The sequence below is a fragment of the Streptomyces sp. ISL-12 genome (assembly GCF_018614415.1).
In the GTDB taxonomy this organism is placed as follows: Bacteria; Actinomycetota; Actinomycetes; order Streptomycetales; family Streptomycetaceae; genus Streptomyces.
Window position 1 is genome coordinate 51,616 of sequence record NZ_JAGGOO010000023.1, and the last position, 25,171, is coordinate 76,786.

Sequence of the window (25,171 nt, forward strand, 5' to 3'; positions counted from 1 at the left end):
ACCATCGGGCCTATCGGCGGCACTGAGTGCCGCCAACTTGCTCATACTGCCCCCTCCGCTCCCCTTCGGGAAGTGGTCTGTGACCTTCGCGACTCATTTGATCGATCATTTGTTACGTGCGTCCGGAGCGCCGAGCCGGAAGTCCAGCGCCGTGCACCGGCGCCCGGCGGACACCGTGCGCACCGCCTGCCCGATCGCCTTGCGCGATCCGACGAGGACGACCAGCTTCTTCGCCCGGGTGACCGCCGTATACAGCAGGTTGCGCTGGAGCATCATCCAGGCGCCCGTGGTCACCGGGATCACCACCGCCGGGTACTCGCTCCCCTGCGAGCGGTGGATGGTCACCGCGTAGGCGTGCGCCAGCTCGTCCAGTTCGTCGAAGTCGTACGGGACCTCCTCGTCCTCGTCGGTCAGTACGGTGAGCCGCTGCTCCACCGGGTCGAGGGAGGTGACGACACCCACCGTGCCGTTGAAGACTCCGTTCTCCCCTTTCTCGTAGTTGTTCCTGATCTGGGTGACCTTGTCGCCGACTCTGAAAACGCGTCCGCCGAACCGCTTCTCGGGAACGTCGGGGCGGCCCGGGGTGACGGCCTGCTGGAGGAGGCCGTTCAGCGTGCCCGCGCCGGCCGGTCCCCGGTGCATCGGCGCCAGCACCTGCACGTCCCGGCGCGGGTCGAGCCCGAAGCGGGCCGGGATGCGCCGCGCCGCCACGTCGACCGTGAGCCGGCCCGCCTCCTCGGTGTCGTCCTCGACGAAGAGGAAGAAGTCCTTCATGCCGTCGGTGACCGGGTGCTGACCGGAGTTGATCCGGTGCGCGTTGGTCACCACGCCCGACTGCTGGGCCTGGCGGAAGACCCGGGTGAGGCGGACGGCGGGGACGGGACTGCCGTCGGCGAGGAGGTCACGCAGCACCTCACCGGCGCCTACGGACGGCAGCTGGTCCACGTCCCCGACGAACAGCAGGTGCGCCCCCGGCGGAACGGCCTTCACCAGCTTGTTGGCGAGCAGCAGGTCCAGCATCGACGCCTCGTCGACCACCACCAGGTCGGCGTCGAGCGGCCGGTCCCGGTCGTAGGCGGCGTCGCCCCCCGGCTTCAGCTCAAGGAGCCGGTGGACGGTGGACGCCTCGGCGCCGGTCAGCTCCGCCAGCCGCTTGGCGGCCCGCCCGGTCGGCGCGGCGAGCACGACCTTGGCCTTCTTCGCGCGGGCCAGCTCCACCACCGACCGCACCGTGAACGACTTGCCGCATCCCGGCCCGCCGGTGAGCACGGCGACCTTCTCGGTGAGCGCCAGCTTCACGGCGGCCTCCTGCTCGGGCGCCAGCTCGGTCCCCGTGCGCCCCTTCAGCCACCCGAGCGCCTTGTCCCACGGGACGTCCTGGAAGCCGGGCATCCGGTCCTCGTCGGCCCGCAGCAGCCGCCGCAACTGCCCCGCCAGCGACAGCTCGGCCCGGTGGAAGGGCACCAGATACACGGCGGTGACGGGCTCCCCGCCCTCCGGGTCGGGCACCTTCTCCCGTACGACGCCGGGATCCGCGCCGTCCTCCTCCGGCTCGGCGGCCAGCTCGGCGAGGCACTCGATGACCAGCCCGGTGTCGACCTGGAGCAGCTTGACCGCGTCGGCGATCAGCTTCTCCTCGGGGAGATAGCAGTGCCCCTGGTCGGTGGCCTGGCTCAGCGCGTACTGGAGCCCGGCCTTCACCCGGTCCGGGCTGTCGTGCGGGATGCCGACGGACTGGGCGATCTTGTCGGCGGTGAGGAACCCGATGCCCCAGACGTCGGCGGCGAGCCGGTACGGCTGGTTCTTGACGACGGAGATCGAGGCGTCGCCGTACTTCTTGTAGATGCGGACGGCGATGGAGGTGGACACCTCGACGGTCTGGAGGAAGAGCATGACCTCCTTGATCGCCTTCTGCTCCTCCCAGGCGTCGGCGATCTTCTTGGTGCGTTTGGGGCCCAGGCCCGGGACCTCGATCAGCCGCTTGGGCTCCTCCTCGATGACGGTGAGGGTGTCGAGGCCGAAGTGCTGGGTGATGCGGTCGGCGAAGACCGGCCCGATGCCCTTGACCAGACCGGAACCGAGGTAGCGCCGGATGCCCTGGACGGTGGCGGGCAGGACGGTGGTGTAGTTCTCGACGTGGAACTGCTTGCCGTACTGGGGGTGGCTCCCCCAGCGGCCCTCCATCCGCAGTGACTCCCCCACCTGCGCGCCGAGCAGCGCGCCGACCACCGTGAGCAGGTCACCGGCGCCTCTGCCGGTGTCGACGCGGGCGACCGTGTAGCCGTTCTCCTCATTGGCGTACGTGATGCGCTCCAGGACGCCTTCGAGCACGGCGAGCCGCCGTTCGCCGGGGGCCGCTGCGGACTGGTCGGTCATGATCCGACGGTACCGGGGGGCTGTGACAGCGGGCGGTCCGGCAGGGAGTCGCTCAGTAGTCTTGACACATGGACTACGCCAAGATGCGCGCCATCGCCGCGGACCTCGGGGCCTACGCCGAGCAGCTCGAAGGAGCTTGGAGCGTGGAGATCGGGCCGTCCGGTCCGATACTGGCCATGATGTGTCCCTCGAAGCGGCACGAGGGCACGGTCCGACGCATCCGCAATCAGCTCAACACGCAGCTTCCTGCCACCCACCCGGGCCACGTCTGCGAGAACGGCCCCGAGATCGAGCACCCGGCGCTGGGCCGTATGCGCCGGCCCGACGCCGTGGTCATTCCCGAGACCGCCCTGGACGAAGAGGGTCTCGCCGTCGACGCTACGCAGGTGCTGGCCGCCATCGAGATCGTCTCCCCGTCCAACCCGAGCAACGACTACGACGCGAAGCTCGCGGACTATCCCGCCATGGGCATCCCGCTCTACCTGATCGTCGACCCGCGCACCGGCACGATCGAGGTCCACTCCGAGCCCTGCAAGGGCCGTTACAGCAACAAGGAGCCGTACATCTTCGGCGACTCGGTGCCGTTCGGGCCGTGGACCGTGGAGACGTCGGAGTTCCGGCGGTACGGGAAGGACGGCAGGTCTTAGGGAGGCCCCGGGGACGGGGTGCGGGGCGGCTGTTACACGGATGTCGATCTTCGAGGTAACCGTTCGGGCCTGTTGATCGTCTTGTCCTGCACCAACAGTCTCCCGGAACGGTGTGCCCTGATGAGATCCGCGCGTCCCGCCCTGTTCGACCGTCTGCCCGGCCGGCCCATCGCCGCGGTCCTGGCCGCCGCCGGGGTGCTCGCCGGGGTGATGGTCGGCCAGGGCGGTCTGGACACCGTGGTCGGGTGCGGTATCCCGCAGGACGCGTACGCGTCGCAGAGCGCGTCGGACTGGGTCACCAACGCCGACCACGTCGTCGTGGCGACGCCCACCGCGGAGAAGGAGATCAACCGGGAGGACTACACCGAGGGTTCGGTGAAGTACACGGCGGACCGGGACGTGACCTTCCGTGCGGACGACGTCCTGTGGTCCGCCGGGTCGCCCCGGCAGGAACTGGGCGACAGCTTCGACATGGTCGCCCCCGGGTGGCGGGTCTACGAGAGCGGTACGCGCATCAAGCGGACGGCCGCGGCGGCGCCCCGGCTGGAGACCGGGCACACCTATCTGCTCGCGCTGCGCTGGGTCGACGACGCGTGGGTCGTGCTCGGGGAGGGCGCGGCCGTACCGTTCGACGACCATGTCGCCGGGCAGGGCGAGTGGTGCGGGCGGGTGCTGAGCAAGGAGGACGTGTCGCTCGGGGAGCGGTTCTCCCGGGAGGACGACAAGAGCCTGGAGAAGGCGGTCTTCGGCCGGAACGAGGAGGCGGTCAGCGCGGCGCTGCGGAAGGCGCGGAAGTCGTGAGCGCTCCGGCGGGGGCGGCGCCGGGAGTGCCTACGCCTCCGTTTCGCTCGCCGTCCGCTTGAGGGACTCGACGAACGCGGTGAAGGAGGACGCCGGGAAGGTGAGGGTGGGCGCGTGGGGGGTCTTCGAGTCGCGGACGGCTATGCGGGTGGGTGAGGTCGCCACTTCCACGCAATCGTTGCCGTCGTCCGGGCCTGAGTAGGACGACTTGCGCCAGTTGTCCATGGGGTGCCTCACAACTCTTTTGCCAGCCGGTCGATGAAGTCGCGCGACTGTTCGGGGTCCAGCGACGCTGCCTCCACCTTACGGAAGCGCGTTCGGAACACACTGAGTTGCGCGTGAGCATCGATGAATGCCGAGCCGTGCGGTACGTCACGTACGACGGTGTCCAGCTTGGCGACGGGTCCGCCCACGTACCTCATCGAACTGGCGGCCGTGGCGAACCCGTCCAGGTCGAAGGGGATCACCCGGACGGTGATGTTGTCCTCACCGGAGAGCTCCAGAATCTTCGCGAGTTGCGTCTTGGACGTGCTGCGGTCACTGACCCTGATGCGCAGGGCGGCCTCGTGGATCACCACCTCGTACGGAACTGTGATCTGTTGGCGCTGCGTTCGATGCCGAACCCGCAGTTCCAGTTCGTCGCCCGTGAGTTCGGGGACCCTGGCCGAGAAAACCGCCCGAGCGTACTCCTCGGTCTGCAACAAGCCCGGCACGTAGAGGATCGCCACCTCACGCAGGAACGTGGCGTGGTGGTCCAGTTCGGCGAGGTCGAGGAACGACGTCGGCAGCAGGCCCCGGTACTCCTCCCACCAGCCACGCGTCCGGTCGGTGGCCATGGCGACCAAAGCGTCGACGAACTCTTGGTCCTCACAGGCGTAATGAGAGGCCAGTCGGCGCAGTCGCTTCTCGCTCACACCCGCAAGGGCCGACTCGATGTGGGTGATCTGGGCGGGGCTCACTCCCAGCAGCCCGGCCGCCTCGCGTGAGGTGAGGCCCGCCGCTTCGCGGAGCCTGCGCAGCTCGGTGGCCAGCCGCATCTGTCGTGCCGTTGGTTTGCGCCTCAAAGCTTCGTTCGCCCCCTGACTCAACGCGCCCTCGGGCGCGACTCGTTCGGGGACAGATTACGCGACGAGGTTGCCTGATCTCTATTTTTAGATCTACCGTCGGTGACGAGTCGCACACCGTGCGGAACGGGTCCGTCGGAAGCGCACCGCTCCGCCATGCCGTGGCGTCGCGGCAATGACACCGCGCCCGTGCTCACCCTCCCTCTCCTCCGGAACGGAGTCCCGCATGCCTGAGAACGAGCCTTGGGAGTACTCGCTCCACATCCCCAACGACCTCCGCGCCGTCACCGTCAGCCGCCGCACCCTGCGCCTGATCCTCACCGTCCACGGACTGATCCGGCTCGTCGACGTCGCGGAGTTGCTCGCGGCGGAGCTGGTGTCCAACGCCGTACGGCATACGAAGGGGCCGGCCACGCTGCGGATGCGCTGGTCACCGCCGGGAACGTTGCGGATCGGGGCGTGGGACACGGACTCCGCGCCGCCGGAACCACCTTCTCCGTCATCGCATGCGGAGGAGTTGGAGGAAGGCCGAGGACTGACCCTCGTGCGGGCGTGTGCCGACGCGTGGGGCTGGTATCCGCTGCCCGGGGAGGGGAGTCGGGGCAAGTACGTGTGGTGCGAGGTGGGGGTGGCTCAAGGGGACCGATCCGGACATCTGTCGCAACGCCGATGACACGTCCGCCTCTTGAATCCCATTCGCACCACAGCGCGTGAGTTGTCCCGGTGCTCTGGCGTGCCCTCACCGGCCCGGCTATTTTCGACGTACGAGATGCCCATACCGGGGCATCCCGACATAGGGGGAACATTGCGCAAGCTCGCAGCAACGGTCGCCGGCATGACTCTCGCCCTGGGTGCCCTCGGGGTCACCCTGGCGCCGAGCGCCTCGGCCGCGACGGCCTGTCCGTCCGGCGCGGTCTGCATCCGCGAAGCGAACGGCAGCATCCTGAACAAGAACATCTTCTACAGCTACGGCGCCCACAACCTGTCCAACGTGACCGGTACCCGGGTGATCGTGAACAACCAGACGGGAGGCGCCGGCTTCCAGATCTGCAAGGGGTACAACGGCGCCGACTGCTACCCCGTGCAGCGCGCCACCGGCGCCTACGCGCCGTACGACTTCACGCCGATCAACTCGGTCGTGCTCGTACGGTAAGGACAGTGGGTGGTGCCGTGCGGCCGGCCGGCTCTCCGGCCCCCGCACGGCACCGCCGTCTCATCGGCGGCCGGTGTCGGTGGCGGTGTCGAGGAGTTCGCGGGCCGTGGACACGAAGTCGCCCCGGGCCGCGTCGAACTGCCGTAGCGCCTCGGCGTGTTCGCTGCCCATCCGCAGGGCCGCCTCCCACGAGGGGTCGCCGAGCAGGGCGTGCCGCTGCTCGGCCGTGAAGAGGGCGCACGCGTCCAGGGCCTCGGCCGCGCGGTGGCGCGCGGACTCGTAGGCGGACCGGTCCGCTCGGCCGGTGTCGTGGCGGAAAGCGGCTTCGCGCAGTTGTGTCAGTGCCCGGTGGGCCGCGCGTGCGAGGGCGGACGGGGACCCGCTGTCGGCCTGGTCCGTCGCGGCACCGGTCGCCGTACTCAGGACGCGCATGGCGGTGGCGCGTGGGGCCAGCCGCCGAGCCTGCTCGTCGGCCACGAGGCAACGCCGCTGTGCCGTCTGCGCGAGCGCCGTGAGAGAGGCCGGGCCTTCCAGCTCCACCACCGCGAAGGCCGCCGTCACCGCGCGCGAGGCGGCCGACAGGGCGTCGGCATCGAGGAGTTCGGGCCGGGCGACCAGCTCCTTGACCTCGTCGAGCGCGGTGACGAACGCCGCGTAGGCGTCCCGTCTGATCTCCCGGCGCCACTGCTCATGCGCGGCGCGCTGCGCGGCGTGCGTCTGGTCGAGAGCCGCCCGGTAGGTCATGTCGGCCTGCGCCAGCACCGCGTCCGCCTGCGCGATCGCCCCGCGCAACTGCACCCGGGCTGCGGCCAGGGCACCGAGGGCGCCGACGGCTACCCCCAGGAGCGTGCACACCGCGCCCACGATCGTGGACATCCCGTCGGAGTCCATGGACTCACCCGCCGCACAGGGCGGCGCGGGATGTGTGCGGCACGTACGGGGTGCGGATGAGTGCGCTAAGCATCTGGCGATCCTGTCATCGACCGTCCGGTGTCCGGGGCGTGAGCGTCGAAGACAGCTGCCGCTCCAGCCACTTCCCGTCCCGCATGACGACCCTTCCGCGCAGCTCCGGTACACCGCGCCAGGCGCGCACGGTTGTCGGGGTCACGCGCAGGTACAGGAAGGGGCCCTCTTCCCCGCGCGGGTCCCAGCCGAACTTGCCGGCGAACGCCTCCGCGGCGGGTCCGGGCACCTCCTGGTCGGTGAAGCACTCCGCCTCGCCCTGGACGAGCACCACGTCGAAGGCGTCCGGCAGCGACAGGCGTACCCGCGGCTCCGCGCGGACGTTGCGCGCGGTCACGGACGTGGCGCCGGTGCACATCCACACGGCTCGCCCGTCCCACAGGAACCACAGGGGCACCCGGTGCGGACCGTGGTCCGGGTGAGCCGTGGACAGCCAGGCGTCCCGTTCGGTGGTGAGCCGCCGCAGGGTGTCGCGCGTGCGTTCCGGCAGCGTCCGGCGACCGGCGATGTCCGTGGTGTCCATGAGGAACGACCCTAGCCAGGCGGGGCGCGGCGCACCTGGGGCGCGGGACCTACGCCCGGCGACCGAGGGGGCCGGGGCCGGTGTCTCAGGCAGCGGGCCGGCCGGCCAGTGCCCTGTCGGCCACCCGCTGGAGGTCGTCGCGGGCCGCGCCGCTCGACGCCGGATCTGACCGCACGCCGGTCACGATCCGGTCTCGGCCTCTCCCACCCCCTTGCCAGGCCGTCGTGTAATCGATTCCAATCCTCCTCGTGTAATCGATTCCACGAGGAGGTGGAACGCGATGGCGAGCATCAAGGACGTCGCCGCCGAGGCCGGCGTCTCCGTCGCCACGGTGTCGCGGGTGCTCAACGGGCACCCGTCCGTCAGCGAGGGCGCGCGGGACCGGGTGCTGGCGGCCGTCGAGGCCCTCGGCTACCGGCCCAACGCCGTCGCCCGGTCCCTGCGCACCGACCAGACGCGCACGCTCGGCCTGGTCATCAGCGACGTACTGAACCCGTACTTCACCGAACTGGCCCGCTCCGTCGAGGAGGAGGCCCGCGCGCTCGGCTACAGCGTCATCATCGGCAACGCCGACGAGCGGCCCGAGTTGCAGGACCATCATGTGACGACGCTGCTGGACCGGCGGATCGACGGGCTGCTCGTGTCGCCGACCGACGGCGGCTCGCCCCGGATGCTGGAGGCGGCGCGGGCCGGGACGCCGATGGTGTTCGTGGACCGGTGGATACCGGGCGTCGACGTGCCCGTGGTGCGGTCGGACGGGCGGGCCGCCGTCCGGGACCTGGTGGCGCACCTGCACCGGCTCGGGCACCGGCGGCTCGCCATCATCGCGGGGCCCGCGGCCACGACCACCGGCCAGGAGCGGGTGGACGCCTTCCGGGAGGCGCTCGGCGCGTACGGGCTTCCCCTGCCCGGCCACTACATCGGGCAGGGCGACTTCCAGGCGGAGAGCGGGCGGCGGGTCACCGAGGGGTTCCTCGACCTGCCCGAGCCGCCCGACGTCGTCTTCGCCGCCGACAACCTGATGGCGCTCGGCGCCCTGGACGCCGTACGGGCGCGCGGGCTGCGGGTGCCCGAGGACATCGCGCTCGCCGCGTTCGACGACATCCGCTGGTTCGTGCACACCGATCCGCCGGTCACCGCGATCGCCCAGCCGACGGGGGAACTGGGGCGGGCCGCCGTGCGCGCGCTGGTCGACCGGGTGGAGGGGCGGGCCGGTGCGTCCGTGACCCTGCCCGCGCGGCTCGTCGTGCGGCGGTCGTGCGGTGAGCCCGGCCCCGACCGGTCCCCGAATTCCGTACGAAGGAGTACGACGTGAGCAGCCAGGACGTGCGGGACGACGAGTTGCTGCGCATCGAGGGCATCCGCAAGACCTTCCCCGGCGTGGTCGCGCTGGACGGCGTGGACTTCGATCTGCGCCGGGGCGAGGTGCATGTGCTGCTCGGTGAGAACGGCGCGGGCAAGAGCACCCTCATCAAGACGCTCTCCGGCGCGCACACGCCCGACGCCGGGCGGATTCTGGTGGACGGCCAGGAGGTGCGGATCAACGGGGCGCAGGACTCCGAGCGGCTCGGGATCGCCACCATCTACCAGGAGTTCAATCTCGTTCCCGAGCTGACCGTCGCCGAGAACATCTTCCTCGGGCGGCAGCCGCGGCGGCTGGGGATGATCGACCGGAAGCGGATGGACGCCGACGCCGCCGTGCTGCTGGAGCGGGTGGGGGTCGACGTGTCGCCGCGCACCCGGGTGCGTGAACTGGGGATCGCGCGGCTCCAGATGGTCGAGATCGCCAAGGCGCTGAGCCTCGACGCGCGGGTGCTGATCATGGACGAGCCGACCGCCGTGCTCACCTCGGAGGAGGTGGAGAAGCTCTTCGCCATCGTGCGGCGGCTGCGGGCGGACGGGGTCGGGATCGTCTTCATCACCCACCACCTGGAGGAGATCGCCGCCCTCGGGGACCGGGTCACCGTCATCCGGGACGGTGCGAGCGTCGGGCAGGTGCCCGCCTCCACCCCCGAGGACGAACTCGTACGGCTCATGGTCGGGCGGTCGATCGAGCAGCAGTACCCGCGGGAACGGACGGACGCCGGTGAGGCGCTGCTCAAGGTGGAAGGGCTCACCCGGGGCGGGGTGTTCCACGACGTGGGTTTCGAGGTGCGGGCCGGGGAGGTCGTCGGGATCGCGGGGCTGGTCGGGGCCGGGCGGACCGAGGTCGTACGGGCCGTCTTCGGGGCCGACCCCTATGACCGGGGCAGTGTCCTGGTCGGGGGCGCGCGGCTGCGGGGGCACGACGTCAACGCCGCGATGGCCGCCGGGATCGGGCTGGTGCCCGAGGACCGCAAGGGGCAGGGGCTCGTGCTCGACGCCTCCGTCGAGGAGAACCTGGGGCTGGTCACGCTGCGGTCCACGTCCCGCGCGGGGCTCGTCGACCTCAAGGGACAGCGCGCCGCCGCGGCCCGGATCGCCGGGCAGCTCGGCGTGCGGATGGCGGGCCTCGGGCAGCAGGTGCGCACGCTCTCCGGCGGCAACCAGCAGAAGGTCGTCATCGGCAAGTGGCTGCTGGCCAACACCAAGGTGCTGATCCTCGACGAGCCGACGCGCGGGATCGACGTCGGCGCCAAGGTCGAGATCTACCAGCTGATCAACGAGCTGACGGCCGCCGGCGCCGCCGTCCTGATGATCTCCAGTGACCTGCCCGAGGTGCTCGGCATGAGCGACCGGGTGCTGGTCATGGCGCAGGGCCGGATCGCCGGCGAACTCGCCGCCGGGGAGGCCACCCAGGACGCCGTGATGGCGCTCGCCGTCAGCAACCCGCAGAGCACCCAGAGCGCCCAGAGCGCCCAGAGCGCTCAGAACGCTCAGAACCATGGAACGGAGGCCGACGGTGGCCGCTGACACCCTCAAGAACACGTCCGGCGGCGGTCTGCGCCGGCTGCTGCTCGACAACGGCGCGCTGACCGCGCTGATCGTCCTCGTCGTCGCCATGTCGGCGCTGTCGGGGGACTTCCTGACGACGGACAACCTGCTGAACGTGGGGGTGCAGGCGGCCGTCACCGCCATCCTCGCCTTCGGTGTCACCTTCGTGATCGTCGCGGCCGGCATCGACCTGTCGGTCGGTTCGGTCGCCGCGCTGTCGGCGACCGTGCTGGCGTGGAGCGCCGCCGAGGGCGGGGTGCCGGTGCCGATAGCGCTGGTGCTGGCGGTCGCGACCGGCATCGCGTGCGGGCTCGTCAACGGGTTCCTCGTCTCGTACGGGAAACTGCCGCCGTTCATCGCGACGCTGGCCATGCTGTCGGTCGGGCGCGGGCTGTCGCTGGTCATCTCCCAGGGGTCGCCGATCCCGTTCCCGGACTCCGTCTCGCACCTCGGCGACACGCTCGGCGGCTGGCTGCCGGTGCCGGTGCTGGTGATGGTCGTGATGGGGCTGATCACGGCGTTCGTGCTGGGGCGGACGTACATCGGGCGTGCCATGTACGCCATCGGCGGCAACGAGGAGGCCGCGCGGCTGTCCGGGCTGCGGGTCAAGCGGCAGAAGCTCGCCATCTACGCCTTCTCCGGGCTGTTCGCCGCCGCGGCCGGCATCGTGCTGGCCTCCCGGCTCTCCTCCGCGCAGCCACAGGCCGCGCAGGGGTACGAGCTGGACGCCATCGCGGCTGTGGTGATCGGCGGGGCCTCGCTCGCGGGCGGTACCGGCAAGGCGTCGGGGACGCTGATCGGCGCGCTGATCCTGGCGGTGCTGCGCAACGGGCTCAACCTGCTGTCGGTGTCGGCGTTCTGGCAGCAGGTCGTCATCGGTGTCGTCATCGCGCTGGCGGTGCTGCTCGACACCGTGCGGCGCAAGGCGGGGGCGACCCCGGCGCCGGCGGGGGCCGGTACGCCCGGCGGCAAGGGCAAGCAGGCCGTCACCTATCTGATCGCGGCGGTCGTCGCGGTGGCCGTCGTCGGCGCGACCTCGCTGCTGCACGGCGGGTCCGACGCGGGCGGCAAGCAGAGGATCGGGCTGTCGCTGTCGACGCTGAACAACCCCTTCTTCGTACAGATCCGGGCGGGCGCCGAGGAGGAGGCGGAGAAGCTGGGCGTCGAACTCACCGTCACCGACGCGCAGAACGACGCATCGCAGCAGGCCAACCAGGTGCAGAACTTCACCAGCGAGGGGCTGTCGTCGGTCATCGTCAACCCCGTCGACTCCGACGCGGCCGGCCCCTCGGTGCGCTCGGCCAACAAGGCCGGCATCCCCGTCGTCGCCGTGGACCGCGGCGTCAACAAGGCGGACACCGCCGCGCTGGTCGCCTCCGACAACGTCGAGGGCGGTGCGCTGGGCGCCAAGGCGCTCGCCGAGAAGCTCGGCGGCAAGGGCACCATCGTGATCCTCCAGGGGCAGGCCGGCACCTCCGCCAGCCGGGAGCGCGGCGCCGGGTTCGCCGAGGGGCTGAAGGCCTACCCGGGCATCGAGGTGGTCGCCAAGCAGCCCGCCGACTTCGACCGCACCAAGGGGTTGGACGTGATGACGAACCTGCTCCAGGCCCACCCCGGCATCAAGGGCGTCTTCGCGGAGAACGACGAGATGGCGCTCGGCGCGATCAAGGCGCTCGGTGCGAAGGCCGGGACGTCGGTGCAGGTCGTCGGGTTCGACGGCACGCCGGACGGGCTGAAGGCGGTCCAGGACGGCACGCTGTACGCGTCCGTCGCCCAGCAGCCCAAGCAGCTCGGCCGGATCGCCGTGGACAACGCGCTGCGGGCGGCCGAGGGGAAGAAGACCGAGGAGACGGTCAAGGTGCCGGTGAAGGTGGTCACCGAGGAGAATGTGGCCGGCTTCGACGGCTGACGGCTGACCGACGGCGGCACAAGCTCACGGACGCGGACGCGGATGCGGGGAGATGGACCATGTACGACTACGACCTGCTGGTCGTCGGGTCGGCCAACGCCGACCTGGTGATCGGTGTCGAGCGGCGGCCGGGGGCCGGGGAGACGGTGCTCGGCTCCGACCTGGCCGTCCACCCGGGCGGCAAGGGCGCCAACCAGGCGGTGGCCGCCGCCCGGCTCGGGGCCCGTACGGCCTTGCTGGCCAAGGTCGGTGACGACGGGCACGGCCGGCTGCTGCTGGACGCGCAGCGGACGGCCGGCGTCGACACGGTGGGGGTCCTGGTCGGCGACGTGCCGACCGGCGTCGCGCTGATCACCGTGGACCCGTCCGGGGACAACAGCATCGTCGTCTCGCCGGGCGCCAACGGCCGGCTCACCCCGGGTGACGTCCGGGCCGCCACCAGCCTCTTCCACGCCTCCCGGGTGGTGTCCACGATGCTGGAGATCCCGCTGGAGACGGTGGTGGAGGTGGTGCGGAGCCTGACCCCGGACAGCCGTTTCGTCCTCAACCCGTCGCCGCCGCGCCCGCTGCCGCGCGAGGTGCTGGACGCCTGCGACCCGCTGATCGTCAACGAGCACGAGGCGAAGGTGATCCTGGGGTCCGCCTGTGTGAGCGACGACCCCGAGGACTGGGCCCGCATCCTGCTGGCGAAGGGCCCGCGCTCGGTGGTGGTGACCCTGGGGGCCGAGGGCGCGCTGGTGGCCTCGAAGGAGGGCGTGACGCGGGTGGCGTCGGTGGCGGTGGACGTCGTGGACACCACGGGCGCGGGCGACGCGTTCACCGCGGCGCTGGCCTACCGGCTCGGCGCGGGCGCCCCGCCGGCCGAGGCGGCGGCGTACGCGGCCCGGGTCGGCGCGGCGGCCGTGACCAAGGCGGGGGCGCAGGAGTCGTACCCGACCGCCGAGGAGGTGGCGGCGCTGTGAAGAAGGCCGGGATCCTCAACCGGCATCTCGCCGGAGCGCTGGCCGGGCTGGGCCACGGGGACGGCGTGCTGGTGTGCGACGCGGGGATGCCGATTCCCGACGGGCCGCGCGTCGTCGACCTGGCGTTCCGGGCCGGGGTGCCGTCCTTCGCCGAGGTGCTGGACGGGCTGCTGGCGGAGCTGGTGGTGGAGGGCGCCACGGGGGCGGAGGAGGTACGGGCGGCCAACCCCGAGGCGGCTCGGCTCCTGGACGCGCTGCCCGCCCTCGTCCTCGTCCCGCACGAACGGCTGAAGGAGCTGTCCACGGGGGCCCGGCTGGTGGTGCGGACCGGGGAGGCGCGGCCGTACGCCAATGTGCTGCTGCGCTGCGGGGTCTTCTTCTGACCCTGACCCGCCTGCCCCGAACGACACTCCGGGGGCCCGGTTCACCGACCGGGCCCCCTCGCGTTTCCCCTCCCTCAGGACTCCGCGATCCCCCCAGATCTCCCCCTGCGGGTGTCCTGATGCCATGTACGACACGCCGGGTGGGCGAAGGGTTGCACGGGGACACGAAGATTTTTCAGCGGCTGTGCGGAGGCGTGCGTGGGCGTCAGAGCGCGTGCTCCACGAACCGCCGGGCCGTCTGGGCCAGCACCTCCCGGCCGTCGCGGGCCCACAGCCCCTCGTTGAACAGTTCCACCTCGATGGGACCGGTGTACCCGGCCGCCTCGACGTACCCCTTCCACTCCCGCATGTCGACCGAGCCGTCCCCGAGCTGGCCGCGGCCGTTGAGGACGCCCTCGGGCAGCGGGGTGGTCCAGTCGGCGAGCTGGAAGGTGTGGATACGGCCGCCCGCGCCCGCCCGCGCGATCTGCTCGGGCGCCCGGTCGTCCCACCAGATGTGGTACGTGTCCACCGTGACGCCGACCTGGTGGGCGGGGAACCGTTCGGCGAGGTCCAGGGCCTGGGTGAGGGTGGAGACCACGCAGCGGTCGGCCGCGTACATCGGGTGCAGCGGCTCGATGGCGAGGCGGACGCCGTGCTCCTCGGCGTAGGGGGCGAGTTCGGCGAGGGCGTCCGCGATGCGTTCGCGGGCGGCGGTGAGGTCCTTGTCGCCGGGCGGCAGGCCGCCGGAGACCAGCACCAGGGTGTCGGTGCCGAGGACGGCGGCCTCGTCGACGGCGCGGCGGTTGTCGTCCAGGGCCGCTTTCCGGGCGTCCGGGTCGGTCGCGGTGAGGAAGCCGCCGCGGCACAGGGTGGTGACGCGCAGGCCCGCGTCGCGGACCAGCTCGGCGGTGGCCTGGACGCCGTACTCCTGGACGGGTTCGCGCCACAGGCCTACGTTGCCGACGCCCAGGTCGCGGCAGGCAGCGGTCAGTTCGGGCAGCGTGAGCTGCTTGACGGTCATCTGGTTGATGGAGAAGCGGGAGAGGTCGTCGCTCACTGGGTGACTCCGTACAGGGACAGCAGGGTGCGCATCCGTTCCTCGGCCAGCTTCGGTTCGGGGAACAGGCCGATCCCGTCGGCGAGTTCGTAGGCGCGGGCGAGGTGGGGCAGGGAGCGGGCCGACTGGAGACCACCGACCATCGAGAAGTGGGACTGGTGGCCCGCCAGCCAGGCCAGGAGGACCACGCCCGTCTTGTAGTAGCGGGTCGGGGCCTGGAAGAGGTGGCGGGAGAGGTCGACGGTGGGGTCGAGGAGGGCGCGGAAGCCGTCCGTGTCCCCGGTGTCCAGGACGTGGACCGCCTCGGCCGCCAGCGGGCCCAGCGGGTCGAAGATGCCGAGCAGGGCGTGGCTGAAGCCCTGGTCGTCGCCGGCGATCAGCTCGGGGTAGTGGAAGTCGTCGCCGGTGTAGCAGCGCACGCCCTGCGGCAGGCGGCGGCGCAGGTCGATCTCGCGCTGGGCGTCGAGGAGGGAGACCTTGATGCCGTCGACCTTGTCGGGGTGGGCGGCGATGACCTCCAGGAAGGTGCCGGTCGCCGTGTCGAGGTCGGACGAGCCCCAGTAGCCCTCCAGGGCCGGGTCGAACATCGGGCCGAGCCAGTGCAGGATCACCGGTTCGGCGGCCTGGCGGAGCAGGTGGCCGTAGACCTCCAGGTAGTCCTCCGGGCCCCGCGCGGCGGCGGCCAGGGCGCGGGAGGCCATCAGGATGGCCTGGGCGCCCGCTTCCTCGGTGACGGCGAGCTGCTCCTCGTAGGCGGCCCGGATGTCGGCGAGGGTGCCGGTGGTGAGCTGGTCGGTGCCGACGCCGCAGGCGATCCGGCCGCCGGCCGCCTTGGCCTCGGCGGAGGAGCGGCGGATGAGTTCGGCGGCGCCGGCCCAGTCCAGGCCCATGCCGCGCTGGGCGGTGTCCATCGCCTCGGCGACGCCGAGCCCGTGCGACCACAGGTGGCGGCGGAAGGCGAGGGTGGCGTCCCAGTCGACGGCGGCGGGGCCGTCGGGGGTGGTGTCGGCGTACGGATCGGCGACGACGTGCGCGGCCGAGAAGACCGTACGGGAGGTGAAAGCGCTTCCCGGCGCTGTCCGCGCGACCGGCTCGGTGCGGGGCGCGTAGGCGCGCAGGGTGCCGTCGGCGTTCGGGAGGTGGAGGGTCACAGCGCGATCTCCGGTACGTCCAGGCGGCGGCCCTCGGCGGAGGACTTCAGGCCCAGCTCGGCGAGCTGGACGCCGCGGGCGCCGGCCAGCAGGTCCCAGTGGTAGGGGGCGTCGGCGTAGACGTGGCGCAGGAACAGCTCCCACTGCGCCTTGAAGCCGTTGTCGAACTCGCCGTTGTCGGGCACCTCCTGCCACTGGTCGCGGAAGGCGTAGGTGGCGGGGATGTCGGGGTTCCAGACCGGCTTGGGGGTGGCCGAGCGGTGCTGGACGCGGCAGTCGCGCAGGCCGGCGACGGCCGAGCCCTCGGTGCCGTCGACCTGGAACTCCACCAGTTCGTCGCGGTTGACGCGGACCGCCCAGGAGGAGTTGATCTGCGCGATCGCGCCGCCGTCCAGTTCGAAGATCCCGTAAGCGGCGTCGTCGGCGGTGGCGTCGTAGGGCTTGCCGTTCTCGTCCCAGCGCTCGGGGATGTGGGTGGCGGTGAGTGCCTGGACGGACGTCACCCGGCCGAACAGTTCGTGCAGGACGTACTCCCAGTGCGGGAACATGTCGACGACGATGCCGCCGCCGTCCTCCGCGCGGTAGTTCCAGGACGGGCGCTGGGCGTCCTGCCAGTCGCCCTCGAAGACCCAGTAGCCGAACTCGCCGCGCACCGAGAGGATCCGGCCGAAGAAGCCGCCGTCGATGAGGCGCTTGAGCTTGAGCAGGCCCGGGAGGAACAGCTTGTCCTGGACGACGCCGTGCTTGATGCCGGCGGCGTTGGCCAGGCGGGCCAGCTCCAGGGCGCCGTCGAGGCCGGTGGCGGTGGGCTTCTCGGTGTAGACGTGCTTGCCGGCGGCGATCGCCTTCCTGATCGCCTCCTCGCGGGCCGAGGTCACCTGCGCGTCGAAGTAGATGTCGACGCTGTCGTCGGCGAGGACGGCGTCCAGGTCCGTGGAGATGTGGTCGAGGCCGTGGCGTTCGGCGAGCGCCGTGAGCGCGTGCTCGCGGCGGCCGACCAGGACCGGCTCCGGCCACAGCGTGGTGCCGTCGCCCAGGTCGAGTCCGCCCTGTTCGCGCAGGGCCAGGATGGAGCGGACGAGATGCTGGCGGTAGCCCATGCGCCCGGTCACACCGTTCATGGCGATACGCACCGTCTTGCGTGTCACGTCATTCCCTTCGTACGCGGTTCGCGCGCCGCTTCCGCCGGGGCGGGCGTGATAGCAAGCGCTTTCTATCCGATACGACGCTAGCCTGTGGACGGTGGTCCGGACAAGACCACGGCCGGGCGAGTGGGGTGACGCGCCTGCCGGGTTCCCGGGCGCGACGATGCGGAGGACGAGGACATGACGGTGACCCTGGCGGACGTGGCGGCCCGCGCGCAGGTCTCCCCCGCGACGGTGTCGCGCGTGCTGAACGGGAACTATCCCGTCGCCGCGTCCACCCGGGAGCGGGTGCTCAAGGCGGTCGACGAGCTGGACTACGTACTGAACGGCCCCGCGAGCGCGCTCGCCGCCGCCACCTCCGACCTGGTCGGCATCCTGGTGAACGACATCGCCGACCCGTTCTTCGGGATCATGGCAAGCGCGATCCAGTCCGAGATCGGCGGGCCGGGCGGCCGGGCGGGCGGCGAGCGGCTCGCCGTGGTCTGCAACACCGGCGGCTCCCCAGAGCGCGAGCTGACCTACCTCACGCTGCTGCAACGGCAGCGGGCGGCGGCCGTGGTGCTGACCGGCGGGGCGGTGGAGGACGCGCCGCACCAGGCGGCGGTGGCGGCGAAGCTGCGCAGGCTCGCGGAGGCGGGGACCCGGGTGGTGCTGTGCGGCCGGCCGCCGGCGCCGGACACCGGGGCGATCGCGCTGACCTTCGACAACCGGGGCGGGGGGCGGGAGCTGACCGAGCACCTGATCGGGCTCGGGCACCGGCGCGTCGGCTACATCGCGGGGCCCGTGGAACGGACGACCACCCGGCACCGGCTGGAGGGCCACCGGGCCGCGCTCGCCGCGCACGGCATCGCGGAGGACCCGCGCTGGACGGTCCACGGGCGCTATGACCGCCGGTCCGGTTACGAGGCCACGCTGGAGCTGCTGCGCAGGGACCCGTCCCTGACGGCGGTGGTCGCCGCGAACGACTCCGTCGCGCTGGGGGCGTGCGCGGCGCTGCGGGAGTCGGGGCTGCGGATCCCGGCGGACGTGTCGGTGGCGGGCTTCGACGACCTGCCGTTCAGCGTCGACGCGGTGCCGGCGCTGACGACGGTACGGCTGCCGCTGGCGGAGGCGGGGGCGCGGGCCGGGCGCATCGCGATGGGGCGGGAGGAGGCACCGCCCGGGGGGATCGCCACGGTGCGGGGGGAGCTGATGGTACGGGGGTCCTCCGGACGGCCTCGGGGGTGAGGGGTGGCCGGTGGGGGCTGCCGGTGAAAGCTGCCGGTGAGGGCTGTGGGTGAGGGCTGTCGGTGAGGGCTGTCGGTGAGGGCTGTCGGTGGGGCTCAGCGGTCGGAGCGGGGGCGACCGTCAGGCACCCGGCCGAAGCCGGCGCCGGGTCCAGCGCCGTCCGGCCGGCAGGCCGGGGCCCGGCGCTGCCTCACGTGGTCGTCCGGTCGGCAGGCCGGGCCGGGGGTGTCTCAGCGCCGTCCGGTCGGCAGGCCGGGCCGGGGGTGTCTCAGCGCCGTCCGGTCGGCAGGCCGGGCCGGGGGTGTCTCAGCGCCGTCCGGTCGGCAGGCCGGGCCGGGGGTGTCAAGCTGCCGTCCGGCCACTGCGGCGGCGGCCGCCGCTGCCGCTGCCACCCGAGCGCTTGCCGCTGCCGCTGCCACTGCCGCCCGAGCGCTTGCGGCCGCCGCGTGCGCCGCTGCCGCCGCCGGAGCCCGAGCGGTTGTCGATCGCGGCCCGGAGCTCGGCCGCGGCCCGCTGGATGCGGCGCACGCTCTGCGCGTCGCTGACGGCTCCGGCGGCGCTCTCCAGCATCCCGACCGCCTTGAGCAGGTAGTTCACCCAGTACGCGAACTGCTCGTAGGTGGCCCCGCCAACCCCCTGGGTGAGCGATTCGGCGTACTGGAGGAGGTACGTCACGGTGTCGGCCCGGTAACCGGCGTCGACGCCGGTCTCGCCCGCGTGGGTCAGCTCCCACACGTGTGTCTCGATCTCCTGCAACGGCAGTTGCAGGGTGTTCCTGGTCGGGACGCCGGTGCCCGCCTCGTACAGGTCCTCGTACATGACGTCGTCCGTGGCGGACGCCTGGCCCTCGTCGGGCACCATCGACCGCTGGACGGCGTGGATCAGCTCGTGCCGCAGGGTGCTGTACAGCTGGGCGGCGCCGCCCTCGAAGGCGGCCCGGTACACGGTGATCACGATCGGCGCGGCGTCGATCCGATCACCGGTGGCCTGCCCGAGCAGCTCCTGCGTGTGGGCCATCGCGCCGGTACGCACGTGACTGTAGGTGACGTGTACACGTTGGTACAGCTGCGCCAGGAGGCCCGTCTGCTCCTCGCTGAGCGCGCCGAAGATGTGCAGGTCGTTGAAGCGCTCCAGGATGTAGTCCCGCATCCGCACGAGTACCTCCCGCCGTTCGGCCGCCGACCGCGCACGGCCGATGGCGTCGACCAGTTCGCGGGGCAGATCGGGCACCTCGGCGGACCGCTCCTCGGCGGCCGGCTGTTGCACGCTCTCCTTGGCCACCCGCTGGACCGGCGCGGCGGCCCGCGCACCGGAGCCCGCTCCCGTGCTCGCCCCGTGTCCGCGTCCCGCGCCGTGCGCGTGCTGGGCGAAGCGGTGCCCGCCCTGCCGCAGCATCTGCACCACCGCGGTGTTCCCGGCCGTGCTCTGCGCCGCGAGCAGCTTCGGCAGCGGGCCGGCGGACCGTGCGGGGACGGTTGTGCCCGCACGGGACACGTCCCGGCCCGTCCGCTCGGAAGGATCTCGGCGGTGGTCGAACACGGGCACCGGAACGCCCTTTCACAGGGGGGGGAGGCACGACGGACTCCGCCCCTGTCTACCCGACGCGCCCGACCCGTGCCAGGCCCACGGAGGCAGCATCACCTGCCCCGAGAGCCCGGGCACTTGGCCCCCGGTCCCTCCCGCCGGCCCGCGTCCCCGGCTCCCTGGGGCGGGAGGGCGAGGAGTGCCTCAAGAGTGAGGAGCGGCGCGGCGGGTACTGTCCGGAACCATGAAGCTCGCGTTCTCCACCCTCGGCGTCCCCGGAATGCCCGTGACCGACGTGCTGCGGCTCGCGACCGAGCACGGCTGGCACGGGGTCGAACTGCGCGCCCACCCCGAGGAACCGGTGCACCCCGGCCTGTCCCCCGCCGAACGGGCCGCGGTGGCGGCCGAGTTCGAGGCGGCCGGCGTCGCGATCCTCTGTGCCGCGGGCTACGTGCGGGTCGCGGCCCCCGGCGACGACGCCCCCGTCCTCGCGGAGCTGCGCGCCCTCCTCGACCTCGCCCGCGACCTGGGCGCCCCCTACGTGCGGATCTTCCCCGGCGGCGGTACCGAGCAGAGCCCCGAGGAGGCGGACGCGACGGCCGCCCGGCGGCTGGGCACGGCCGCCGAGTACGCCACCGAGGCGGGGGTGCGGATCCTCCTGGAGACCCACGACTCGCACCGCACGGGCGCCGACGCGATCCGCGTCCTCGGCCTGGTCGGGCACCGTCAGGCCGGTGCGCTGTGGGACGTGATGCACACCTGGCTGGGCGGTGAGCAGCCGGCGGAGTCCTACGCCGCGCTCTCCCCGCACCTCGGCTATGTGCAGGTCAAGGACATCGCCTCGGCGGACGACACCACGCCGCTGCCGCTCGGTCAGGGTGTGCTGCCGCTCACCGAGTGCGTGGACCTGCTGTCCCGGCACGGCTGGGACGGCTGGCTGTGCTGGGAGTACGAGAAGCGGTGGTACGAGAACGCCGCCCCGCTGCCCGGGATCCTGGGCGCGGGACGGCGGCATCTGGCCCGGCTGCTCAACGAGTCGGCCTGAACCGGGCGGCCCCTGCGGTCAGCCGGTCCGCGGCGTCGGGAAGGACCGGGGCTGACCGGTCTGCCGGGTCCGCAGCGGGCGGCCGTTGCTGATCACGTACGTCGTGACGGGGGGCTCCGGCGTCCGGGGCGGCGGCGCGGGCGCGGGACGGCGGGGTTCCCGGCGGGCGTCGTACCGGGGGCCGGCGGGGGCGGCGGGAGCGGGAGTCTGGGCAGGGGCAGGGGCGGAGGCCGTCGCCGTCGGGGCGGGGGCGTCCGTCGTCGCGTCGGGCGTCCCGCCGGTCCCGGTCTTCCGGTCCGATTCGGCCTGCTGCCGGGGCTCGGGGCGTACGCGGTGGCGCGGCGCGCGGCGCCTGGGCGGCCGGGTCAGGGTGATCTGCCGTACCAGCTGCTGGAAGCAGGCCAGGGAGGCCAGCCCGGGCAGGGCGGCGGCGGCCACGTCGACGACGGTGCCGGGCGCCTGGAGCACGCACAGGAAGACCGCGATGAGCGAGAAGCCCAGGACGACGCACCAGGCGTGCAGGGCCCGGCGCTGGTGCAGTGCCGCCCGCAGGACGGAGAGCGACGCCACCAGCCAGGGGCCGAAGACCAGCAGGGGCCACCACGCGACCACACCGGACTCCAGCCGGGTCACGGCGACGACGCGGAGCGGGTCGTAGGCCACGATGCCGCTCAGCAGGCTCACCCCGGAGGCGATGACGGTGGCGAGCGCGGCGGTGACGTAACTGACGGCCTCGACCCCGCGGGGGCCCCGGGGCGGACGGGGCGGACGGGCCCGGCGGTGGCTGCGACCGGCCCGGGTCTCCTTCAGCGCGGGCAGTTCCTCTGTGATGTCCCGCAGGTTCCCCAGGGGGCTGCCCGGTGCCGGGGCGGCGGCCGGCGTCTCGTCGAGGCCGTCGAGACCGTCCCTCCGCCGGTCCGGGTGCGGTGGCCCGCCGGGAAGCTGCTCCTCCAGGGCGTCCTGGAGCATGACGGCCAGTTCCTCGTCCCAGGCCATGTCCGGTACGAGGGGTTCCGTGTCGTCGGCGGGAGCGCGGTGCCGGCCATGGCCCGCCTCGTCGTACACGCCGGTGGTCCGGTTCGGGTAGGAATTCGGATAAGAAGCCGCGTAAGGTCCCGGGAATCCGCGGCCGTAAACGAGTTCGTCGTCATACACGATAAATAGGGCCCGATCATTCAGCTCGCGACAGTACTGGCCATTCTTTGATCGCGCCCAAGCGGCGGGTGAAATCGTCCTGCAGCTCACCCAGCACGTCCAGGAAATCCCGCAGAATCGGCCCCGTCTCCCTGAGGGTCACAGGGAGTCCGCCTTTCGACAGAGTTCCGTTCACCGCGGCCGCCGAGTGCACCGGCGCCTGGACGTAAGTGGAGGAACCCAGCGAGAGCACGTTCGGCGCGGCCGTGCACCCAGTCACCTTGCTCATGTTCCGACTAACGCCGGGTCACTCCGCTGGATGCGCGGCACACGAGTGAACAATCAGCCGGACAAGTCATTTATTCGCAGCATGCCGACGGGACGAAAAGAGGCTTTGTTTCATAGTCGTACCGCCGCGCTGTCCGCGACCTTCCGGGCCAGCCGCTCGCGGCGCTCGGGCCACTCCGCCGCCGTGATCGAGTAGACGGCGGAGTCCCGCAGCCGGTCCTCCTCGCCGGGGGCCCAGGAACGGGACCAGTTGCGCAGGACGCCCTCGAAGCGGGCGCCCACCGACTCGATGGCCGCGCGGGAGCGGCTGTTGCGGGCGTCCGTCTTCAAGTCGACGCGGGCCACGCCCCAGACCTCGAAGGCGTGCCGGAAGAGGAGCAGTTTGGCCTCGGCGTTCAGACCGGTGCCCTGGGCCGAGCGGGCGAGCCAGGTGAAGCCGACCTCCACGGCGTCCAGGGCGTCCTCCGTCCGCCAGGACCGGGGCTCCCAGTAGGCCGTGGCGCCGACGGCCCGGCCGGTGGCGAGGGAGATCTGGGCGTAGGGGGCGAGCCGCCCGGACTCGGCGCGGGCGAGCTGCGTGTCGAGGTAGGCGTCGACCTCGCCGGCCCTCGGCACCCAGGTGTGGCCGTAGCCGGAGCGGTCCTCCTCGGCCGCCTCGGCGAGGTCAGCCGCGTGCCGCCGGGCCAGCGGCTCCAGCCGTACCAGCGTGCCGTCGAGGACCGGGGCCTTCATCGTGAATGTCACCGGCCGCATTGTTCCCACCGCCGACGGGACCGTCGAACGGTTTTCCGGTCCGCCCGCGCCGGGACGGCAGCGAGGTCAGCGCCACCCCGGCCACCAGCAGCGCCGCCGCGCACCAGCGGGCCGGGGAGACCGACTCGCCCAGGAACAGCGCCGCCGACGACATCCCGAAGACCGGGACCAGCAGCGAGAACGGCGCGACCGCCGAGGCCGGGTGACGGCGCAGCAGCCAGCCCCAGGCGCCGAAGCCGAAGACGGTGGTGACCCAGGCGACGTAGACCACCGTGCCCGCGCCCTGCCAGTCCAGCGCGCGCAGGGCCGCCCAGTCGGCGGAGGGGCCCTCGGTGAGCAGGGACAGGGCGAGCAGGGGCAGTACCGGGACGGTGCTCACCCACACCATGAAGTTCAGCGAGTCGGGCGGGGACGCCTTGCGGGTCAGGACGTTGGAGACGCCCCAGCACGCCGCCGCCGCGATCACCAGGGCGAAGGCGCCCAGCGGGCCGGAGGTGCCCTCGTCCCAGGCCGCGACGCCGATGCCGGCCAGGGCCACCGCCATGCCCGCCACCCGCACGCGCGTGGGCCGCTCCCCCAGGACCGCCCCGGCGATCACGGCCGTGAACACCGCCTGGATCTGGAGCACCAGGGAGGACAGCCCGGCCGGCATGCCCGCGTCCATGCCCACGAACAGCAGGCCGAACTTGGCCACGCCCAGCACCAGCCCCACCGCCACGATCCACTTCCACGCCACCTTGGGGCGGCCCACGAGGAACACCGCGGGGAGTGCGGCGACCAGGAAGCGCAGGGCGGAGAAGAGCAGCGGCGGGAAGTGGTCGAGGCCGATCTCTATGACGGTGAAGTTGACGCCCCATACGGCGGCGACGAGGACGGCGAGGAAGAGGTGGGACGGTCGCATACGCCGAGGATGACCGGCGAGGACCGTGAAGCACCAGCGATGAATACTGCATGGTTGGATGAAGCAACACTGATGAAAGGGGCGGGCCTGTGCTCGATCTCCAGCGGCTGCGTGCCCTGCACGCGGTCTCGGTGCACGGCACGGTCGGCGCCGCCGCCACCGCGCTGGGCTACACGCCGTCCGCCGTCTCCCAGCAGATCGCCAAGCTGGAGCGGGAGACCCGGACGGTGCTCCTCGAACGGGAGGGGCGGGGCGTACGGCTCACCGCCGAGGCGCGTCAACTGGCCGACACCGCGCGTGAGTTGATGACCATCGTGGAGCGGGCCGAGACGGAGCTGGAGGAGCGGCGGGGGCGGCCGGCCGGGCCGCTGGCCATCGCCGCGTTCGCGTCGGCGGCGCGCGGGCTGCTGCCCGGCGTACTGGCGGAGCTGGCCCGGGAGCACCCCGCGCTGGACGCGCGCCTGACCGAGGTCGACCCGCATCTGTCGGTGGGGCTGGTGGCCAAGGGGGCGGTCGACCTGGTGGTGGCGCACGACTGGGACATCGCGCCGCTGCCCGCGCCGGCCGGGGTCGAGCAGGCGGTCATCGGGGACGACCTGTGCGATCTGCTCGTCCCCGAGGGCCACCCCTTCGCCGGGCGGGACGCGGTACGGCGGGAGGAGCTGGGCGGCGAGCGGTGGATCTGCCAGCCGCCGGGCCGGGTCTGTCACGACTGGCTGGTGCGGACGCTGCGCGCCGCCGGGCACGAGCCCGACATCGTGCACCAGGCCGACGAGAACCCGACGCTGGTCGCGCTGGTCGCCGCCGGGCTCGGCGTCGCGCTCATTCCCCGCCTCGGGCGCGGGCCGCTGCCCGCCGGGGTGGTGGAGGTGCCGCTCGACCCGATGCCGGTACGGCGGCTGTACGCGCTGTGGCGGACGGGGGCGGCCCGGCGTCCGGCGATCGCGGAGACGGTACGGGCGCTGCGCGCGCACTGGCCGGCGGTCTCGGCCCACGCCCGGGACTGACCCCGGCACGTCGGCGGCGGGCCCCGCCCCGCAGAGGTCCGACGCACCGGACCCGAGGTGTCCCCGGGAAACGGATGACACTCGAGGCCGAAGTGTCCTCCATTTCCCGCACGTACCGCCCGCCGGTCCCCACTCGGGAGGGACCCGACACGCCGGACCCGGAAGAACCCCGGAAGAACCCCGGAAAACGGATGACACCCGGGGCCGAAGTGTCATCCGTTTCCCGCACGTACACCCTCGGCAGCGGGATCGGTCCGGGGCCC

General features: G+C 72.4%; 25 protein-coding genes. 12 read left to right on the forward strand and 13 right to left on the reverse strand.

Going from position 1 to position 25,171, the window contains the following annotated elements; genetic code table 11:
- Positions 1–105: 105 nt before the first annotated feature.
- Positions 106–2,376 (reverse strand): ATP-dependent RecD-like DNA helicase, encoded by a 2,271-nt coding sequence (locus tag J7I94_RS06885; protein WP_215165929.1) that lies wholly within the window; start codon positions 2,374–2,376, stop codon positions 106–108.
- A 68-nt stretch (positions 2,377–2,444) separates the two neighbouring features.
- Between J7I94_RS06885 and J7I94_RS06890 the strand changes: the two genes are divergently transcribed.
- Positions 2,445–3,023, forward strand: a complete 579-nt coding sequence (locus tag J7I94_RS06890; protein WP_215165930.1) for a Uma2 family endonuclease — start codon at positions 2,445–2,447, stop codon at positions 3,021–3,023.
- Positions 3,024–3,143: 120 nt separating this feature from the next.
- A complete protein-coding gene (locus tag J7I94_RS06895; protein WP_215165931.1) occupies positions 3,144–3,824 on the forward strand; it encodes a hypothetical protein in 681 nt (226 codons plus the stop codon).
- Between the two features lie 30 nt (positions 3,825–3,854).
- Here J7I94_RS06895 and J7I94_RS06900 read toward each other — a convergent pair whose 3' ends face one another.
- A complete protein-coding gene (locus tag J7I94_RS06900; RefSeq protein WP_215165932.1) occupies positions 3,855–4,049 on the reverse strand; it encodes a DUF397 domain-containing protein in 195 nt (64 codons plus the stop codon).
- Between the two features lie 8 nt (positions 4,050–4,057).
- On the reverse strand, positions 4,058–4,861 hold the full coding sequence (locus J7I94_RS06905) for a helix-turn-helix transcriptional regulator (RefSeq protein WP_215165933.1): 804 nt from the start codon (positions 4,859–4,861) through the stop codon (positions 4,058–4,060).
- 253 nt (positions 4,862–5,114) lie between these two features.
- Between J7I94_RS06905 and J7I94_RS06910 the strand changes: the two genes are divergently transcribed.
- A complete protein-coding gene (locus J7I94_RS06910) occupies positions 5,115–5,561 on the forward strand; it encodes an ATP-binding protein (RefSeq protein ID WP_215165934.1) in 447 nt (148 codons plus the stop codon).
- 162 nt (positions 5,562–5,723) lie between these two features.
- Entirely contained in the window at positions 5,724–6,041 is a 318-nt protein-coding gene (locus J7I94_RS06915; RefSeq protein ID WP_251074775.1) for a hypothetical protein, read from the forward strand.
- Between the two features lie 60 nt (positions 6,042–6,101).
- On the opposite strand, the gene J7I94_RS06920 is transcribed toward J7I94_RS06915, so the two are convergent.
- Both J7I94_RS06920 and J7I94_RS06925 read right to left on the reverse strand, forming a co-directional pair.
- Positions 6,102–6,932: a hypothetical protein gene (locus J7I94_RS06920; protein ID WP_215165936.1), complete on the reverse strand. Its 831-nt coding sequence runs from the start codon at positions 6,930–6,932 to the stop codon at positions 6,102–6,104.
- A gap of 85 nt (positions 6,933–7,017) precedes the next feature.
- Positions 7,018–7,527 carry a pyridoxamine 5'-phosphate oxidase family protein gene (locus J7I94_RS06925; protein ID WP_215165938.1) on the reverse strand — a complete coding sequence of 170 codons (510 nt, stop codon included), beginning with the start codon at positions 7,525–7,527 and terminating at the stop codon, positions 7,018–7,020.
- 280 nt (positions 7,528–7,807) lie between these two features.
- Here J7I94_RS06925 and J7I94_RS06930 point away from each other — a divergent pair, with 280 nt between their 5' ends.
- The 5 genes from J7I94_RS06930 to rbsD are packed head-to-tail and all read left to right on the forward strand — an operon-like array spanning position 7,808 to position 13,694.
- Positions 7,808–8,842, forward strand: a complete 1,035-nt coding sequence (locus tag J7I94_RS06930) for a LacI family DNA-binding transcriptional regulator (protein WP_215165940.1) — start codon at positions 7,808–7,810, stop codon at positions 8,840–8,842.
- Entirely contained in the window at positions 8,839–10,419 is a 1,581-nt protein-coding gene (locus J7I94_RS06935; RefSeq protein WP_215165942.1) for a sugar ABC transporter ATP-binding protein, read from the forward strand. Before J7I94_RS06930 ends, J7I94_RS06935 begins: the two co-directional genes overlap by 4 nt.
- Positions 10,409–12,349 (forward strand): substrate-binding domain-containing protein, encoded by a 1,941-nt coding sequence (locus J7I94_RS06940; protein ID WP_215165944.1) that lies wholly within the window; start codon positions 10,409–10,411, stop codon positions 12,347–12,349. Before J7I94_RS06935 ends, J7I94_RS06940 begins: the two co-directional genes overlap by 11 nt.
- A gap of 59 nt (positions 12,350–12,408) precedes the next feature.
- On the forward strand, positions 12,409–13,311 hold the full coding sequence (locus J7I94_RS06945; protein WP_215165946.1) for a ribokinase: 903 nt from the start codon (positions 12,409–12,411) through the stop codon (positions 13,309–13,311).
- A complete protein-coding gene (gene rbsD / locus J7I94_RS06950; protein ID WP_215165947.1) occupies positions 13,308–13,694 on the forward strand; it encodes a D-ribose pyranase in 387 nt (128 codons plus the stop codon). The genes J7I94_RS06945 and rbsD overlap by 4 nt, the downstream gene beginning before the upstream one ends.
- 205 nt (positions 13,695–13,899) lie before the next feature.
- On the opposite strand, the gene J7I94_RS06955 is transcribed toward rbsD, so the two are convergent.
- Genes J7I94_RS06955 through J7I94_RS06965 form a run of 3 tightly spaced genes read right to left on the reverse strand, consistent with a single transcriptional unit; the run spans position 13,900 to position 17,032 of the window.
- A complete protein-coding gene (locus J7I94_RS06955) occupies positions 13,900–14,697 on the reverse strand; it encodes a sugar phosphate isomerase/epimerase (protein WP_215165977.1) in 798 nt (265 codons plus the stop codon).
- Between the two features lie 32 nt (positions 14,698–14,729).
- Positions 14,730–15,884, reverse strand: coding sequence for a dihydrodipicolinate synthase family protein (locus J7I94_RS06960; protein ID WP_215165948.1), 1,155 nt, complete (start codon positions 15,882–15,884; stop codon positions 14,730–14,732).
- Positions 15,881–17,032 (reverse strand): Gfo/Idh/MocA family protein, encoded by a 1,152-nt coding sequence (locus J7I94_RS06965; RefSeq protein WP_215165949.1) that lies wholly within the window; start codon positions 17,030–17,032, stop codon positions 15,881–15,883. Before J7I94_RS06965 ends, J7I94_RS06960 begins: the two co-directional genes overlap by 4 nt.
- 177 nt (positions 17,033–17,209) lie before the next feature.
- Between J7I94_RS06965 and J7I94_RS06970 the strand changes: the two genes are divergently transcribed.
- Positions 17,210–18,256, forward strand: a complete 1,047-nt coding sequence (locus J7I94_RS06970) for a LacI family DNA-binding transcriptional regulator (RefSeq protein ID WP_215165950.1) — start codon at positions 17,210–17,212, stop codon at positions 18,254–18,256.
- Between the two features lie 342 nt (positions 18,257–18,598).
- Here J7I94_RS06970 and J7I94_RS06975 read toward each other — a convergent pair whose 3' ends face one another.
- Positions 18,599–19,801 carry a hypothetical protein gene (locus tag J7I94_RS06975; RefSeq protein ID WP_215165951.1) on the reverse strand — a complete coding sequence of 401 codons (1,203 nt, stop codon included), beginning with the start codon at positions 19,799–19,801 and terminating at the stop codon, positions 18,599–18,601.
- Positions 19,802–20,024: 223 nt separating this feature from the next.
- Between J7I94_RS06975 and J7I94_RS06980 the strand changes: the two genes are divergently transcribed.
- Entirely contained in the window at positions 20,025–20,825 is an 801-nt protein-coding gene (locus J7I94_RS06980; protein WP_215165952.1) for a sugar phosphate isomerase/epimerase, read from the forward strand.
- A gap of 18 nt (positions 20,826–20,843) precedes the next feature.
- On the opposite strand, the gene J7I94_RS06985 is transcribed toward J7I94_RS06980, so the two are convergent.
- From J7I94_RS06985 to J7I94_RS07000, 4 genes are all read right to left on the reverse strand, one after another.
- Complete coding sequence (locus J7I94_RS06985; RefSeq protein WP_374198362.1) at positions 20,844–21,890, reverse strand: DUF2637 domain-containing protein; 1,047 nt, start codon at positions 21,888–21,890, stop codon at positions 20,844–20,846.
- Positions 21,891–21,996: 106 nt separating this feature from the next.
- On the reverse strand, positions 21,997–22,248 hold the full coding sequence (locus J7I94_RS06990) for a hypothetical protein (protein ID WP_215165953.1): 252 nt from the start codon (positions 22,246–22,248) through the stop codon (positions 21,997–21,999).
- Between the two features lie 110 nt (positions 22,249–22,358).
- Entirely contained in the window at positions 22,359–22,991 is a 633-nt protein-coding gene (locus J7I94_RS06995) for a GNAT family N-acetyltransferase (RefSeq protein ID WP_215165954.1), read from the reverse strand.
- Entirely contained in the window at positions 22,912–23,901 is a 990-nt protein-coding gene (locus tag J7I94_RS07000; protein WP_215165955.1) for an EamA family transporter, read from the reverse strand. The genes J7I94_RS06995 and J7I94_RS07000 overlap by 80 nt, the downstream gene beginning before the upstream one ends.
- 89 nt (positions 23,902–23,990) lie before the next feature.
- Between J7I94_RS07000 and J7I94_RS07005 the strand changes: the two genes are divergently transcribed.
- On the forward strand, positions 23,991–24,908 hold the full coding sequence (locus J7I94_RS07005) for a LysR family transcriptional regulator (RefSeq protein WP_215165956.1): 918 nt from the start codon (positions 23,991–23,993) through the stop codon (positions 24,906–24,908).
- Positions 24,909–25,171 lie beyond the last annotated feature (263 nt).

Bases quoted from the DNA above. Each gene is read 5' to 3' on its own strand.
- J7I94_RS06990 (WP_215165953.1), bottom strand. From the start codon at position 22,248: ATGAGCAAGGTGACTGGGTGCACGGCCGCGCCGAACGTGCTCTCGCTG.
- J7I94_RS06980 (WP_215165952.1), top strand. From the start codon at position 20,025: ATGAAGCTCGCGTTCTCCACCCTCGGCGTCCCCGGAATGCCCGTGACC.
- J7I94_RS06915 (WP_251074775.1), top strand. From the start codon at position 5,724: ATGACTCTCGCCCTGGGTGCCCTCGGGGTCACCCTGGCGCCGAGCGCC.
- J7I94_RS06885 (WP_215165929.1), bottom strand. From the start codon at position 2,376: ATGACCGACCAGTCCGCAGCGGCCCCCGGCGAACGGCGGCTCGCCGTG.
- J7I94_RS06945 (WP_215165946.1), top strand. From the start codon at position 12,409: ATGTACGACTACGACCTGCTGGTCGTCGGGTCGGCCAACGCCGACCTG.
- J7I94_RS06890 (WP_215165930.1), top strand. From the start codon at position 2,445: ATGGACTACGCCAAGATGCGCGCCATCGCCGCGGACCTCGGGGCCTAC.
- J7I94_RS07000 (WP_215165955.1), bottom strand. From the start codon at position 23,901: ATGCGACCGTCCCACCTCTTCCTCGCCGTCCTCGTCGCCGCCGTATGG.
- J7I94_RS06900 (WP_215165932.1), bottom strand. From the start codon at position 4,049: ATGGACAACTGGCGCAAGTCGTCCTACTCAGGCCCGGACGACGGCAAC.
- J7I94_RS06910 (WP_215165934.1), top strand. From the start codon at position 5,115: ATGCCTGAGAACGAGCCTTGGGAGTACTCGCTCCACATCCCCAACGAC.
- J7I94_RS06955 (WP_215165977.1), bottom strand. From the start codon at position 14,697: ATGACCGTCAAGCAGCTCACGCTGCCCGAACTGACCGCTGCCTGCCGC.
- J7I94_RS06895 (WP_215165931.1), top strand. From the start codon at position 3,144: ATGAGATCCGCGCGTCCCGCCCTGTTCGACCGTCTGCCCGGCCGGCCC.
- J7I94_RS06925 (WP_215165938.1), bottom strand. From the start codon at position 7,527: ATGGACACCACGGACATCGCCGGTCGCCGGACGCTGCCGGAACGCACG.
- J7I94_RS06930 (WP_215165940.1), top strand. From the start codon at position 7,808: ATGGCGAGCATCAAGGACGTCGCCGCCGAGGCCGGCGTCTCCGTCGCC.
- J7I94_RS06970 (WP_215165950.1), top strand. From the start codon at position 17,210: ATGACGGTGACCCTGGCGGACGTGGCGGCCCGCGCGCAGGTCTCCCCC.
- J7I94_RS06920 (WP_215165936.1), bottom strand. From the start codon at position 6,932: ATGGACTCCGACGGGATGTCCACGATCGTGGGCGCGGTGTGCACGCTC.
- J7I94_RS06905 (WP_215165933.1), bottom strand. From the start codon at position 4,861: ATGCGGCTGGCCACCGAGCTGCGCAGGCTCCGCGAAGCGGCGGGCCTC.